11 protein-coding genes are annotated in these 15148 nt (G+C 73.0%); 4 read left to right on the top strand and 7 right to left on the bottom strand.

Annotation, left to right across the window (positions count from 1 at the left end):
- Nucleotides 1–9 precede the first annotated feature (9 nt).
- Together OG357_RS37350 and OG357_RS37355 are read right to left on the bottom strand one after the other, a co-directional pair.
- Nucleotides 10–1050, bottom strand: a complete 1041-nt coding sequence (locus tag OG357_RS37350; RefSeq protein ID WP_329625333.1) for a PHP domain-containing protein — start codon at nt 1048–1050, stop codon at nt 10–12.
- A gap of 10 nt (nt 1051–1060) precedes the next feature.
- Nucleotides 1061–3145: a SpoIIE family protein phosphatase gene (locus OG357_RS37355; protein ID WP_329625334.1), complete on the bottom strand. Its 2085-nt coding sequence runs from the start codon at nt 3143–3145 to the stop codon at nt 1061–1063.
- 117 nt (nt 3146–3262) lie between these two features.
- On the opposite strand from OG357_RS37355, the gene OG357_RS37360 reads away from it, so the two are divergent.
- On the top strand, nt 3263–6592 hold the full coding sequence (locus OG357_RS37360) for an ATP-binding protein (protein WP_329625335.1): 3330 nt from the start codon (nt 3263–3265) through the stop codon (nt 6590–6592).
- Nucleotides 6593–6595: 3 nt separating this feature from the next.
- On the opposite strand, the gene OG357_RS37365 is transcribed toward OG357_RS37360, so the two are convergent.
- A complete protein-coding gene (locus tag OG357_RS37365) occupies nt 6596–6757 on the bottom strand; it encodes a hypothetical protein (protein ID WP_329625336.1) in 162 nt (53 codons plus the stop codon).
- 367 nt (nt 6758–7124) lie between these two features.
- Between OG357_RS37365 and OG357_RS37370 the strand changes: the two genes are divergently transcribed.
- The gene (locus tag OG357_RS37370) at nt 7125–7325 is read left to right on the top strand and encodes a hypothetical protein (protein ID WP_329625337.1); all 201 of its coding nucleotides are present in this window, start codon (nt 7125–7127) and stop codon (nt 7323–7325) included.
- Between the two features lie 148 nt (nt 7326–7473).
- Nucleotides 7474–8664: an acyl-CoA dehydrogenase family protein gene (locus tag OG357_RS37375; RefSeq protein WP_329625338.1), complete on the top strand. Its 1191-nt coding sequence runs from the start codon at nt 7474–7476 to the stop codon at nt 8662–8664.
- 49 nt (nt 8665–8713) lie between these two features.
- Here the strand turns inward: OG357_RS37375 and OG357_RS37380 are convergent, their stop codons facing one another.
- Nucleotides 8714–10276, bottom strand: a complete 1563-nt coding sequence (locus OG357_RS37380) for an MFS transporter (protein WP_329625339.1) — start codon at nt 10274–10276, stop codon at nt 8714–8716.
- 318 nt (nt 10277–10594) lie between these two features.
- Here OG357_RS37380 and OG357_RS37385 point away from each other — a divergent pair, with 318 nt between their 5' ends.
- Nucleotides 10595–11605, top strand: a complete 1011-nt coding sequence (locus OG357_RS37385; protein WP_329625340.1) for a hypothetical protein — start codon at nt 10595–10597, stop codon at nt 11603–11605.
- A 48-nt stretch (nt 11606–11653) separates the two neighbouring features.
- Here OG357_RS37385 and OG357_RS37390 read toward each other — a convergent pair whose 3' ends face one another.
- From OG357_RS37390 to OG357_RS37400, 3 genes are all read right to left on the bottom strand, one after another.
- Nucleotides 11654–12394, bottom strand: coding sequence for a phosphatidate cytidylyltransferase (locus tag OG357_RS37390; protein WP_329625822.1), 741 nt, complete (start codon nt 12392–12394; stop codon nt 11654–11656).
- Nucleotides 12395–12456: 62 nt separating this feature from the next.
- Nucleotides 12457–14241 (bottom strand): histidinol-phosphate transaminase, encoded by a 1785-nt coding sequence (locus tag OG357_RS37395; RefSeq protein WP_329625341.1) that lies wholly within the window; start codon nt 14239–14241, stop codon nt 12457–12459.
- A 136-nt stretch (nt 14242–14377) separates the two neighbouring features.
- Nucleotides 14378–15145, bottom strand: coding sequence for an SDR family NAD(P)-dependent oxidoreductase (locus OG357_RS37400; RefSeq protein ID WP_329625342.1), 768 nt, complete (start codon nt 15143–15145; stop codon nt 14378–14380).
- Nucleotides 15146–15148 lie beyond the last annotated feature (3 nt).

The raw sequence follows: 15148 nt of genomic DNA on the forward strand, positions 1-15148 counted from the left end.
GGCGGGCCGTCAGCCCCGCGTCCACGCCAACAGCCGCTCCGCCGGCCAGGTGTTGACCACCCGGTCCTCCGGTACGCCGCACTCCTCGGCCCGTGCGCAGCCGAGGATCTGCCACTCCAGCTGACCCGGCGCGTGCGCGTCCGTGTCGACCGCGAAGTACGCGCCCGCGTCGACCGCGACGCGCAGCAGCTCGCGCGGGGGATCGAGGCGCTCCGGGCGGCTGTTGATCTCCACCGCCGTACCGGCCTCGGCGCACGCCGCGAAGACCCGTTCCGCGTCGAACTCCGAAGCGGGCCGCAGCCGGCCGCCCGCCACGAGCCGCCCCGTGCAGTGCCCGAGCACGTCCACGAGAGGGTCGCGGACGGCCCGTTCGAGCCGGCGGGTCATCGGGCCCGCGTCCATCCGCAGCTTCGAGTGCACCGAAGCGACGACCACGTCCAGCCGTTCGAGCAGCTCGGGTTCCTGGTCGAGCGAACCGTCCTCCAGGATGTCGCACTCGATCCCGGTGAGCAGCCGGAAGGGCGCCCACTCCTCGTTCAGCCGCGCCACCACGTCCAGTTGCTCCCGCAGCCGCTCCGGCGAAAGACCCCGCGCGACCGTGAGCCGCGGCGAGTGATCCGTGAGCACCGCCCACTCATGCCCGATCCCCGCCGCCGCACGGCCCATGGACTCGATCGTGGCGCCGCCGTCGGACCAGTCGGAATGGAGATGGCAGTCGCCGCGCAGCGCCGCCCGCAATGTGGCACCGGCACCGGCAGCGTCACCGTCCGCCGGCTCCACCGGCCCCAGGCTCGCTTTGAGCTCCGCCTCAAGACCCGCCAGGTACTCCGGCACCCGGCCCTCCAGGGCTTCGCGCACCACCGCCGCCGTCTTCGGCCCGAGCCCCTTCACCGACTCCAGGGTCCCCGCTGCCGCGCGCCGCGCCGCCTCGCCCGCAGGCAGGGCGTCGACGGCGGCGGATGCCGTACGGAACGCCCGCGCCCGGTACCCCGGTGCCTGGGTGCGCTCCAGCAGGAACGCGATCCGGTTCAACGCGGCCACGGGGTCCACGGCCTCCTCCTCACCCGCCGCCCGGGGCGGCGTCTGCCGCCATCGGAGCCGGCTCGATCTCGCACCAGACCGCCTTCCCCTCGCCGCGAGGTTCGACGCCCCAACGGGACGCGAGCGCGTCGAGCAGGAGCAGTCCCCGCCCCGACGTGGCGGCCTCACCGGGGGTACGCCGCCGGGGCCAGGCGCTCGACCGGTCCTGCACCGAGAGCCGTACCCTCCGCACCGGCTCCGGCAGCACCTCCAGGGTCAGCACCGCGCCGCCCTCGGTGTGCAGCAGGACGTTGACGAGCAGCTCGCCCGTCAACAGCTCGGCGTCGTCGGCCAGTTCCGGCAGACCCCAGTCGCGCAGCGCCTGCCCCACGGCCGCCCGCGCGTCCGAGAGCCCCTGCGGATCGGCCTGGTGGATGTACTGGTGGATGCGCGGCGCCCGGGGCGTGCCCGGGTCCGGGCTGCGCCGCAGCACGAGGAGCGCGACGTCGTCGCCGGAACCCCACCGCTCCCACAGCCGCTCCGAGAGGTGGTCGGCGAGAGCCTCCGCCTGCGGCGGGCCGCTGCCGATCGCCTCGGAGAGCGCGGCGAGCCCCGCGTCGATGTCGGAGCCGGGCTGCTCCACCAGGCCGTCCGTGCAGAGCACGAGCGTCTCCCCGGGCACGAGGTCGAGCCGCGTCTCCGGGAACTCCTCGTCCCCGAACACGGTCGCGAGCCCCAGCGGCAGTCCGCCCCGCAGGTTGGGCTGACCGACCCGGCCGTCGGTGTGCCGGATCAGCGGGCCGAGATGCCCGGCCCGTACGGCGCGCAGGGTGCCGCTCGCCAGGTCCACCTGTGCGTAGGTGCAGGTCGCGAAGCGGTTGGTGTCCAGCTCGGCGAGGAAGCGCGACGCCCGGGCGAGGACCGTGGACGGGGCGTGCCCCTCACCCGCGTACGCCCGGAGCGCGATCCGCAACTGCCCCATGATGGCGGCCGCGTGCGTGTCGTGCCCCTGCACGTCGCCGACGACGATCCCCACCCGGCCGCGGGGCAGCGGGATCACGTCGTACCAGTCGCCGCCGACCTGCCGTCCGCTCCACGCCGCGTGGTAGCGCACGGCGATCTCGCCGCCGGTGATCTCCGGAATCCGGCGCGGCAGCATCGTCGCCTGGAGACCCGTCGCGAGCTCTCGCTCCTCGTCGAAGAGGATCGCCCGCTGGAGCGACTGGGCGACGATCGCCGCGAGACCGAGCGCGAGGTTCCGCTCGTCGGCGTTGAAGGACGAACGGCCCCGGTAGAACAGCGCCATGCCGCCCAGCGAACGGGCCTGCGCCACCAGGGGCAGGTAGCAGGCGGACCGGAACTGCAGCCGCGACAGGTACGGCGCCAGCTCGGGGAAGTCCCGGCCCAGCGACTGGAACGAGGACACGAACCGCGGCCGGCCGCTCAGCACCGTCTCGGCCAGCGGAAGGCCGCGGTCGAGCCGCCGGGTGCGGAAGTCGTTCAGGGCGTCGAGGGACTCGCCGCTGAGCGCGATCACGTTGAGCGAACCGTTCTCGACGAGCCCGAGCGCCAGCCCCTCGGCGCCGAGCCGGGCGAGCCCGCCCGGACCGGTCAGGGCGGCGGTCACGTCGTCGACCGTCACCGCGCGCGACAGCGCGTTCGTGGTGCGTTCGACGATGCTCGTCTGCAGCTCGCGCCGCTTCTCCAGCTCCAGTACGAACGCGGAGTGCGTGACCTCGGCGGTCGTGTCCCGCACGACTCCGACGATGCGCTGCGCCCTGCCGTCCGGCTTGCGCAGGATCCGTGCCTGCACGTGCGTCCAGTGGGGGGCACCCTCGTCCTGCGGGATCGGGAAGTGCGCGGTGTACGACACCGAACCGCCCTTCACCGCGTCCCGGACGATCCCTTCGAGCCGGGTCCGCTCCTCGGGCGCCAGGCGCGCGACCAGTGTCGCCGGGCGCCCGTCGTAGGTGTCCGGGGCCAGCCCGAAGACCAGCAGCCCGGCCTCGTCGACATCGATCGTGCTCGTGTCGAGATCCCAGTCGAAGCTGCCGGTCCGGTTCATGGCGAGCCGCTCGGCGGGCCCGATCTCGCCACTGCGCGTATGCCGGTCGTCGTCGGTCATCCCCCCCATTGTCGAACCCGTACCCCGTGGACGCCATGGCGGTGACACGGCGTGGCGCAAGTTCGCCTCGACGGGCCGGGCGCCCGGTGGGTGTCCCCGGCGGGGCAGAATGGGCCGGTGCAGCCGTCCTACCGTGTTCTCGGCCCCTGTCAGGCCCTCCGTACCGACGACGGGACGGAGGCCACGCTCGGCGGTGCCAGGCTCCGGGCGCTGTTCACCGCGCTCGCCGCGGGCGCCGACGGCGCCGGTGGAGCCGGGCGGCCGATGAGCACCGGCGCGCTGATCGCCCAGGTGTGGGCCGACGACGACCCGGCCGCCGACCAGGACCGGACGGCCGCGCTCCAGGCCCTGGTGGGCCGCCTGCGCCGGGCCCTCGGGCACGAGGCGATCGTCTCCGAGCCCGGCGGCGGCTACCGGCTGGCCGCCGACCCGGACGCCGTCGACCTCCACCGCTTCGAACGGCTCGCCGCCGAGGGCGCGGCCGCCCTCTCCGGCGGGGACGCCGTGCGGGCCGCCGCGCTCCTCGACGAGGCGCTCGGCCTGTGGCGCGGGCCCGCCCTCGCGGACCTGCCGGGCCGGGAGGGCGATCCCCTCGTCGTACGGCTCGAACAGCGGCACACGCGGGCGCGCCGCGACCGGTTCGCGGCGGATCTGGACCTGGGGCGGGCCGCCGACGTCCTCGCACCCCTCACCGCCCTCGCCGCCGGGCACCCGCTCGACGAGCCCGTCCAGGCCCTGCGCATCCGGGCCCTGCGGGCCGCCGGACGGCCCGCGGAGGCCCTCGCGGCGTACGAGGACGTGCGCACGGGCCTCGCCGACCGGCTGGGTACGGACCCGGGCCCCGAACTGCGCGCCCTGCACGCGGAGCTCCTCGAAGCGCCCGCGCCCGGACGCGCCGGGGACGGGAGCGGGGGCCTCCGGAGCGGGGGCCTGCCGGCCCGGCTGACCTCGTTCATCGGCCGGGACGGCGAACTGGGCGCGCTCGCCGCCGGTTGGGGCGGCCCGCGGCTCGTCACCCTCACCGGACCGGGCGGCGTCGGCAAGACCCGGCTCGCCCTGGAGGCGGCCGAGACCTTCGAGGGCGGACCGGTGCACCTCGCCGAACTCGCCTCCGTACGGGAGGAGTCCGCGGTCGCCGCCGCCGTCATCGGTGCGCTGGGGGCCCGTGAGACCCACCTCTGGAACGGCCCGGCCGTCGCCGACGCGGCCGGGCCGAAGGACTCGCTCGCCCGCCTGGTCGAGTACTGCGCCGGACGGCGGATGCTCCTCGTCCTCGACAACTGCGAGCACGTGATCGCCGCGGCGGCGGAGCTCGCGCACACGCTTCTCACGCAGTGCCCCGGCGTCACCGTCCTGGCGACGAGCCGGGAGCCGTTGGGGGTGCCGGGGGAGGTGCTAAGCCCGTTGGGGCCGTTGCCGGTGGAGATGGCGTTGCGGCTTCTGGGTGAGCGGGGTGCGGCGGCGCGGCCGGGTTTCCGGGTGGGGGACGACGTGGGGGCGGCGGAGGAGGTGTGTCGTCGTCTTGACGGGTTGCCGTTGGCGATCGAGTTGGCGGCGGCGCGGTTGCGGTTGTTGTCGGTGCGGCAGATCGCGGAGCGGCTTGACGATCGTTTCCGGCTGTTGACGTCGGGGGCGCGGACGGTGTTGCCGCGTCAGCAGACGTTGCGGGCGGTGGTGGACTGGTCGTGGGAGTTGCTGGACGGGGCGGAGCGGGCGGTGTTGCGGCGGCTCGCGGTGTTCACGGGCGGGTGTGATCTGGCGGCGGTGGAGATGGTGTGCGCCGAAGACCGGGATGGTGACGTCCTGGACGTCCTCGGTGCCCTTGTCGACAAGTCGCTCGTGGTCGCGGGGCCGGGTCCCGAGGGTGAGGGGATGCGGTTCCGGCTGCTTGAGACGGTGGCGGAGTACGCGGGGGAGCGGCTGGACGAGGCCGGTGAGCGGGCGGCGACCGAGCGGCGCCATCTCACGTACTACCGCGAGCTGGCCCGCCGTACCGACCCCGAGCTCCGCGGCGCCGGACAGGTCGCCGCCATCGCCGTCCTGGAACGCGAACACGGCAACCTCCGCACCGCGCTCCGGACGTCCGTGGCGCTCGGCGACGAGCAGGAGGCGCTCAGCCTCGTCCACTCCCTGAGCTGGTTCTGGCAGCTGCGGAACCACCAGACGGACGCCCGGACGTGGGCAGCGACGGCCGCCCGGCTCGGACCCGACCCGTTCCAGGAGCCCGTCCGCCCCGCCGAACCCTTCGAAGGCCGCTGCGTCGACGTGCCGCCGCCGTGGACCGGCGAAAGGCTCTGGGAGGCCCGTCGCGGAGCCCACCTGTACGCGTTCGCGACCGAGGGCGGCGAGGGCGCCACCGCCTTCGAACGGCCCGAGACCCGCGCCCGGCTCGCGGCCCTCGTCGCCGCGTACCGCCCGGGCCTCCCGCAGACCTGCCGCCAGCCGGGGACGATGTGGTACTACGCCCTCCTGATGACGGGGGAGTCGGCCGGCCTCGACGAGACCCTGAAGCTCATCGTCGAGTCCTGCCGCGACCACGGGACCGACTGGGACCTCGGCTTCGCCCTCCTCGTGCGCGGAAAGCTCCTCGGCCACGGCCCCGCGGACGCCGACGAGGCACTCGCCATCTTCGAGGCCGCCGAGGACGCCTGGGGCGTCGCGGAGTCCCTCTCGGCGCGGGGCGAGGCGTACGAGCGCGCCGGCCTGCTCATCGAGGCCGCCGCCGACTTCGAGCGGGCCGCCCACGCCGCCGCCTTCGTGGGTGCGCGCTCCCAGGTGCCGCTCTTCACCGCGCGCCTGGCCGCCGTACGCCTCCGGCTGCGCCCCGAGCGGAACGAGGCGGCCGAACGGCTCCTGGCCGAAGCCGCCGACGAGGCGGGCGCGTGGGGGGCCGAGGCCGCCGGCACCGGTCGGCTGCTGCTCGCCCAGCACTACGCCCACACCGGGCGAGCGGCCCTCGCCCGCGCGCAGCTCACCCGGCTGGAGGACGAGTTCGGCGAGCACACCCCGGCGCTCTTCTGGGGCTTCGTCGGTGGGATGCGGGGGTGGCTCGACTGCCTGGACGGCGCCCACGACCAGGCCCTGGACCGGCTGGCCCGTGCCGTCGTCGACCTGGAGACCCTCGCCCGCCTCGTCGCCCCCTACCTCGTCGTCGCCCAGTTCTCGACGGCCGCCTGGGCCCGAGGCGGGCGCGGCGCTCCGCGCGACGCCGAGACCGGAGCCGCGCTCCTCGGCGCGTACGACGTTCACAGTGGTCCCGGGACCGGCAGCGGCTTCCGTCCCTTCGCCCCGCAGACGGAGGCCGCGATCCGCGCCAGAGCGGAGCAGGCGCTCCGCGAGCGCCTCACCCCGGCGGAGTACATCCGCCACTACACGGAGGGCACGAAGCTCTCCGTCGCAACGGCCGTGGACCTCGTCCGGAGGCCTCAGGAGGCCCTGGATGCCTGACCGTTATGCGTACCGCGTCACGTCCTGACGCGGGGACCGGCCCGCCGGCCGGCGGAGCGCGGCCACCACCGTGGCGAGGGCGGGCACCGCGCAGGCGTCGGCGTACAGGAGCGTCCAGTCGCCCGCGCCCGGGTCGAAGGGAAGCTGTTCCTCCCGCGGACGCACGACGCGGAGCCCGTCCTGCCCGCCGTCGGGGCGGACGGCGACGTGACCACCTGCCGGTCGGGTCCGTCGAGCGTGAATCCGGCCAGGGACGGGCCGCCGAGGGTGACACGCAGTGTACGCGGGGTGATCCGGCGGACGGAGGTCACCCGCAGGCGCCGCAAGGGGAAGGCGCGGGGCTGGGACACGGCTGACTCCTGGGGTGGGAACGGGCTCGCCGACGGGCTCACTCACCGTGCCGGGGCTCGTCGACACGCCACCGACACCCCTTCGTCCCCCTCGGCGGGGAAGGGCCGGGCACCGCCCCGGATGCGCTCCCGTCGGCAGGACACGAGAATGGCGAGTGCCGGAAGAACACGTAGGAGGCGGCATGAACGCTGAGCCCGACAAGATGTCCGCGGGGGATCTCCCGACGCCCGACCGGCTGCTCCACGCCGGATCGGAGGGCGAGTTCACGGCGGAGGACCTGGTCCTGGCCTCCGGCCGTGACGTGAATCAGAAGAGCCTCGCCTGGGCCGAACGCCGTATGGCGGAGAAGGGGCGCGCCTCCATGGACGAGCTCCTTCCCTAGACCTGTCGTCTCACCCGTCCCCTCGGCCCCGGATCGGCTTGCCCGATCCGGGGCCGCGGCCTTCCGTATTTGTGAAACACGTTCTACCGTGGCCGCCGTCACGCGACGCCACAGGACGCCGTAGGGCGCGCCGCCACGGGAGGCCCCCATGCACCTCGAGTACACGCCCGCCCAGAAGAGCCTGCGCGCCGAGCTCCGTGCGTACTTCGCCGGGCTCGTCCCGGACGACTTCCACACCCGGTACGAGGACCCCGCCGCGCAGAAGCGTTTCTACCGGGAGACCGTGCGCCGGCTCGGCGCGGACGGCTGGCTGGGGGTGGGCTGGCCCGCCGAGTACGGGGGGCGCGGGCTCTCCCCGATGGAGCAGTTCATCTTCTTCGACGAGGCCGCCCAGGCCGGCGTGCCCCTGCCGCTCATGGCGCTGAACACCGTCGGGCCGACGATCATGCGGTTCGGCACCGACGAGCAGAAGGCCTACTTCCTGCCCCGGATCCTCTCCGGCGAGATCGACTTCGCCATCGGGTACAGCGAGCCCGACGCGGGCACCGACCTCGCCGCGCTCAAGACCCGCGCGATCCGGGAGGGCGACGAGACCACCGGCCAGTACACGGTCAACGGGCAGAAGATCTGGACGACCAACGGCGACACGGCCGACTGGGTCTGGCTCGCCGTCCGCACGGACGTCGACGCCCCGCCCCACAAGGGCATCACGATGCTCCTCGTCCCGACGAGCGACCCCGGCTACTCCTGCACGATCATCAACACCCTCGCCTCGCACGACACGACCGCCAGCTACTACGACAACGTCCGCGTCCCGGCCTCGCGCCGCGTCGGCGAGGAGAACAAGGGCTGGCGCCTCATCACGAACCAGCTCAACCACGAACGTGTGACGCTCGCGGCCCACGGGACCATGGCGATCCGCGCCCTCCATGACGTGCAGCGCTGGGCCGCCGACACGACACTCACCGACGGCCGGCGCGTCCTGGACCTCCCGTGGGTCCGCCGCACCCTGGCCCGCACCCACGCCCGGCTGGACGCGATGAAGCTCCTCAACTGGCAGATGGTGAACGCCGTCCAGCACGGCACCCTCACCCCCCAGGACGCCTCGGCCGTCAAGGTCTACGGCTCCGAGGCCCGCCGCGACGCCTACGCGGCCCTGATGGAGGTCGTCGGCTCGGCGGGCGCCCTCAAGGAGGGCTCGGCGGGCGCGGTCCTCCACGGCGAACTGGAACGAGGCTACCGCTCCGCCGTCATCTTCACGTTCGGCGGCGGCAACAACGAGATCCAGCGCGAGATCATCTCCTGGATCGGCCTGGGCATGCCCCGCGTCCGCCGCTGAGCCGATGTGACGAGGGGCGGCGGGCTTGAGCGGTGCTGCCGGCACACTCTCAGACGGAGCTGCGGGCCTCCTCGTAGTCCGGCTCCGGTGTCGGATCCTTCTTCTTTCCGGCAGCAGGCAGGGTCATCAGCAGCACGGCCGCTCCGAGGAGTGTGATGGCCGCGATCCAGCCCGCACCGACGTGCATGGCGTGGATGAACGCATCATCAGCGGCCTGAGCAAGAGTGGGCCGGTGGACGGCGGTGGCGACGTGGCGGGCCTGTTCGGCGGAAACGCGCGCCTGATCCTGTACCGGACCGGGTGCACCCTCCAGCGAGGGTTCGATCGCACGTCGGTACATGATCGACATGATCGTGCCGCCTACGGCGATTCCGATCACGCTGCCGGTTTGTCGCACGGTGTTGGTGACGGCCGATCCTGCGCCGGCCCGTTCCAACGGCAGGTCGCTGATCAATGCGGCCGTGACGGGGCCGATCACCATGCCGACCGAGAGGCCCTGTACCAACAACAGGATCTCGATCCAGACGAGTGGAGTGTGGAGTCCGAGGAATCCGTACCCGCCCATGGTCAGAGCGGCCACGGTGAGCGCCGGCACGGTGACAAGGCGTAGTGGCAGGCGCCGAACCAGGCGCGAGGCAAGGGGCGCCCCCGCGAGCGCGCCGACTGCGGTCGGGATATTGGCCAAACCCGCCTCCATCGGCGAAAATCCGCGCGCGCCTTGCAGGTAGAACGCGTTATAGAAGGTGATGGCGGCCACGCCGAAGAGCAGCAATCCGAGCGCCGCATTTCCGCCACCGAATGTGCGTTGCGCGAACAGTCGCGGATCGAAGCTGGGCACCTTGACGCGCAGTTCGACGCATACGAAAACGGCCAGCAGAACCAGACCGACAACGATCGGCACCCAGACGCCGGTGCGACTCCATGCCGCCACCTGACCCGCCCGGATCAGCCCGTAGGTCAACGCCACGAGCCCACTGATCGACAGCAGCATTCCAGCGGGGTCCAGTGGCCGCAGAGTGGGGCTGCGGAAATTCGGAACCAGCACGGCGAGCCCGACCGACGCCAACAGCGCGACCGGGACATTGATCAGAAAGACCGAGCCCCACCAGAAATGATCGAGCAGGAACCCCGCCAGCACCGGGCCTGCAGCCATTCCGACACCGGCCGACGTCGAGAAAATGCCGATCGCGGCAGCTCGCGCGGGGCCGGTAAAGGTCCACATGAGGATGGCCATCATGGCGGGCGTGATCAGCGCGCTGCCCACCCCCATCGCAGCTCGAGCTGTGATCAGCAGGCCCGCATCGCTTGCGTACGCCGCCCACAGCGAGGATCCGGCGAAGATGATCAAACCACTGGAAAACACAGTCCGGTGACCGAACCGATCGCCCAACGCGCCTGCAGTGAACATCAAGGTGGCGAAGGCCAGAGTGTACGAACCGGTCGCCCATTGCAGCTGACCGGGATCGGCCCCCAGTCCACGGACCGGGTCTGCAAGGGTCTCCAGCGTGGCACTCAGGACGGTATTGTCCAGCCAAATCAGCAGCGAACACAGCATAAGAACGGCAAGAATCAACTGCTGCCTGAACTTCGGCAACGTTGGAGGCGCGGTCATGAACACCTTCGAATATCGATCGGCGGGAACCTGAACGACTGGACCATAAACAAGCTCAACGGCGCCGTCAAGCTTGGAATTTCTTGTCGAAACTGTTGCGACTGAACGGAATTTATGTCCTCTGCAGGATTTGCGGACTGAACAATTTCGTGCCCTCTTTTGGATTTACGAGTTGAAGGATTTCATGACTTCCGGAGGGTTGTGACGGGGCAGTTATCATGCCCTCCAGTGAGCCGGGGAGGGTATTTCCTTCGGGGGCTCCCGCCGAACGACTCGCGCCGCGATCGGTTGACTGACGAGAGGGACGAGGAACAGCGCATGAACCATCCCCGTGTACCCGCACGGCTCCTCGCCCGCGAGTTCCTGCCCGGTGTCAGCGAGGCACTGGGGAACATGGACGGCTGGCTCCTGCGCGACGGCGCGCACTGGCTCGTCACGCGGCACGACGGCGTGATCACCGCCGGAAGGGTCGCCACCGACTCTTCCCGGGTACTCGCCGACCGCGCCACGTGGAGCGACCCGGTTCCGGGCGGCTCCGGTACGTACTGCTCACCGCTGCCCGACGGCGCCCTGGCTGTCAGCGGCCGGGAGGCCGTCACCGTCCACGAGGCCGACGGCACCGTCCGCTGGGAACACCGCCACGGCAGCTGGTTGCATTCGCCCGCGGCCTCCGGCGCGTGCACGCCCGACCCCTCCGGCCGTGCCCTCCTGACGGCCATGGCGGGACCCCACGGCCCCGGCGGGTCCTACGCCGGCGACATCTGCCGCGCCCTCGACCTGGCCACCGGCGAGGTGCTGGCCGAGCATGTCCTGCCGTCCTTCTCGGCGACGTACGCCTTCCAGCAGTTCCCGGACGCACGCTCCGAGGTGCTGCTCACCGCATCCATGGGCCAGGACGGCACCCTGTGCCTGCTGGTCGCCCGCACGGCCGCCGGGCTCGACATCCGGGCAGCGGGCACCGCGGAGGAACCCTACGTCGGCCTCGGCGGCGGCGGGGTGGTGGTCGGCCAGGACGTCGGCGGAGGGTACCTCTGCCGTACGCAGGGCGGCGCCGACGACGTGATCGTCGAGGCCGGTGAGGTTCTCCCCGAGGGGTGGGTCTTCGTCGGCTACACCCCGGGATTCGCCGACGACCGGCAGATCCTGGTCGTGGCGGCCGAGGAACAGTGGGCGGAGGAGGGCACCCATCTCCTCCTCGACGCCCGTACGTTGAGGCCCCTCGCCGCAGTCGCCTACCCGCGGACGCCGGGGGTGGCCGCCATCCCGCTCGGCGACGGCACATGGCTCACCCACGACGAAGAGACGGTGCAGCGCTGGACGACGACCTGATCCGGATCCGCCCGCGAGTGAGGCCGTGAGCGGAACCCGTGCCGTGCCTCAGCTCAGAACGAGCAGTACCGCCAGGGCGACGAGGAGCGAGTCGATCCGGTCCAGCAGACCGCCGGAGCCGGCCAGCCAGCGGCCGGCGTCCTTCGCGTGGGCACCCCGCTTGACCATCGACTCCAGCAGGTCCCCGAGCGGGCCGCCGACCGCCACGGCCACCGCCGTCTGCCACGTCAGGGACGACAGCACGGCGAGCGCGCAGAGACCGGCCGCCGACCCGGCCAGCGTGCCGCTCCACCGCTTGGCGGGCGACAGCGGGGAGAGCCGGGGGCCACCGAGACGGCGACCCGCCGCGTACGCGACGATGTCGGCGATCGACACGGCCACGAACAGGACGAGACCGAGGGCGCCCGACGGCACGAGGCCGGCCAGGGCACCCAGCCACACGAGCCCGAGCAGCCCCGCCCCCAGGCGGCGGAGCCCGTGCTCCGCGTCGCCCGACAGCAGGGGCACCCCGGCGATCGCGAGCGCCCCGACCGCCGCCACCCGGAGCATTTCCCCGGGTGCCAGCCAGGCGGTCAGGATCAGCCCGACGAGCGCCGCGCCGAGCACCGCCCGGTCCACCGGGCCCAGCCGCAGCAGCCCGCCGTACTCCGCCACCGCGATCACCCCGACCGCGGCCGCGAGGACCGCGATCCCCGGCGGGCCGAGCCAGAACGCGACGGTGACCAGGGGGACTCCGAGCGCCCACACGCACCAGCGGACCATCAGCTCGCGCTGCCGGGTCGCCGCCACCGCGATCCCGCCGACCGCCAGTGCCCCGCCCAGGTACGGCACGAGACCGGCGACCGTCGGCGTCACCAGGAGACCCGCCCGTCCCGCACGCCCGACGCCACCGGCGCGCCCGACGCCACCGGCACCGGTGCGCCCAGGGCCTCCAGGGCGCTCCGGCAGGCCGCCACGATCCGCGCGTTCTCCGCCGTGTCGCGGACGGCGACGCGGACGGTCCGCCCCTCGTACGCCGGGGACATCGGCGACAGGTCCCGCAGGTACACGTCGTGGCGGCGGCACTCGCGCACCAGCAGGGGCGCGCTCGGCCCGTCCGGCGGCAGGGTCACCGTGAGGAAGTTCGACACACCCTCGTCGACCGAGGCGAACCCGTCGAGCTCCGCGAGCCCGGCGGCGAGCTCCCGGCGCAGCACAGCGGTGCGCGCCCAGCGTTCCGCGTAGTACGCGGGGTCGCGCAGCGCTGTCACGGCGGCCAGCTGGGCCGGCAGGCTCACGGGCCACGGCGGCGTCCAGCGGCGCAGCTCCCCGGCCGTGTCCTGGTCCGCCACCAGATACGCGGCCCGCATCCCCGACAGCGCGTACATCTTCGACAGCGAGGTGCAGACCACGACCCGGGGGTCGACCGAGGCGAGCCCGGCCAGCGAATCCGCCGGATCGACATAGCCCAGGTACGCCTCGTCGATCCACCACCGGGTCCGCGCGGGCGAGGCCTCGATCACCGCGCGCAGCGCGTCGGCGGGAGCGTGGCGACCGGTCGGGTTGTTCGGATTGACCACGACCACGAGGTCGTACCGCCCGCTCGTGGTCGCGGCGGCGAGCCGGGCCGGATCGAGCAGCCAGCCGTCCTCCCGGCGCAGGCTCAGCCGGTCGACATGGCAGCCGATCACCCGCTCGGTGACGTGCGCGTACTCGCCGTAGCTCGGATCCAGCAGGAGCACCCGGCTGCCCGGCGTCAGCCACCGGCCGAACGCCCGGAAGATCAGGTCGGACGAGCCCGCCCCGACGACCAGCGACTCCACCGGCAGCCCACGGACTCCGGCGATCTCCGCGAGCAGCCCTTCCGCGCCCGTCGGCGGCGAGGTCCGCGCCGCCCACCCCGGATCCTCCGACAGGACCGCGCGGACATCGGGGGACGGCGGGAACCAGGCGTCCAGCACGTCTGCCGCGACCACCTCGTGACGGCGGTTCAGCGTCCGGAAGTCCGTACCGATCGCCGAGAAGAACGCACCGCCGTGCTCGCAGCCGTCCGCGCGCGGCGCGAACGCCACGTCCAGCCGCCAGTCGAGGTCCGCCCGCAGCCGCTCCAGGGTCCGCCCGTGGCGCTCCGCGACCGTCCTCGTCAGCTCGGCCACGGAGCCGGTCAGCACCTCGAAGGAGACGGCGCCCGAGTGGACCGTCCGCCCCACCGGCCGCAGCCCGGCGGCGAGATACATGTCGAGCAGCTCCGTGCGCCCCATCGCCACCACCCGGCGACCGCCCCGCGCCGCGACCCAGCGCAGCGCCGCGTACATGAGGAGCGGCGCCGCCGCGGTGGACCGCCAGCGCTCTTCGACGGTCAGGACGCGGATCTCGAAGGGCGCCTCCTCCGTCAGGACCGGCAGCTCCTCGCGCGTCAGGTACTTGTCGAGCGAGTAGCGGCCGACCCACGGCGGGGTGAGGCTGACGAAGCCGATCCGCGTCTCGCCGCGCGCGGCCACGAGATACACGTTGTCGCCGTCGAGCCCGTCGCTCAGCCGCCCCGACGGATCCACCGGATGCTGGCCCAGCTCCTCCGCGTACACGCGATGGCGCAGCTGGTGGATCCAGTCGTGATCCGCGGGAGTGGCAGCGCGCAGCTGCAAGGCGTGGTTCATGTGTGTCCCCCTGTGACGCATGACGCTCCGGTGTTCGAGCATCAGCATCGCGGAGGCCGGGCGACGATACCTGAGTACGCCTACTCACCTCGGGGGCACTACGCATAGGGCCGTGGCGTGCGGCCCCGTGCCGACGTCAACTCCGCAGATGCGAAGCGCCATTGAGGTCGAGGATCGTGCCCGAGGACCACTCGGCGGCGGGGGAGGCGAGCCACAGCACCGCCGCCGCGACCTCCTCGGCCGAGCCCACCCGCCCGAACGGGCTCTGCGCCCGGATCGCTTCGCCCTCGGGCCCCTCCACACGCGGCGCCACCCGTTCCGTCGCGAAGAAGCCGGGGGCGACGGAGGCGACGGCGATCCCGTACGGCGCGAGCGAGACCGCGAGCGACTGACCCAGGGCATGCACGGCGGCCTTCGTCGCCCCGTACGCCGGATGGTCCGGCTCGCCCCGGAAGGCGCCTCGGGAGCCGATGTTCACGATCCGGCCGCCCCCGCCCTGGTCGATCATCCGCCGTGCGGCGAGATGGCTCAGGTTGGCCGTGGCGAGCAGGTTCACGGCCACGTGCCGCTGCCACACCTCCACCCACTCCTCGTACGGGGTCTCCGCCAGGGGGTGGCGGATATTCACGGCCGCGTTGTTCACCAGCACGTCGATTCCGCCGAGTGCCTCCGCCGCCGCGTCCACCACGGCCACCGCCCCCGACGGGTCCGCGAGGTCGCCGCCGACCAGGGTGTGGCCGCCGCCGGCCAGGGAGGCGAGAGTGGTACGGGCCTCCTCCTCGCGCGAGCCGAAGTGGACTGCCACCCGGTCGCCGTTGGCCGCGAACGCCCGGGCCACCGCGCGGCCGAGCCCCCGTGACGCGCCGCTGACGAGCACGCGTCGACCGGATGCGGGTACGTTCATGAC

Source organism: Streptomyces sp. NBC_01255, assembly GCF_036226445.1.
GTDB lineage: Bacteria > Actinomycetota > Actinomycetes > Streptomycetales > Streptomycetaceae > Streptomyces.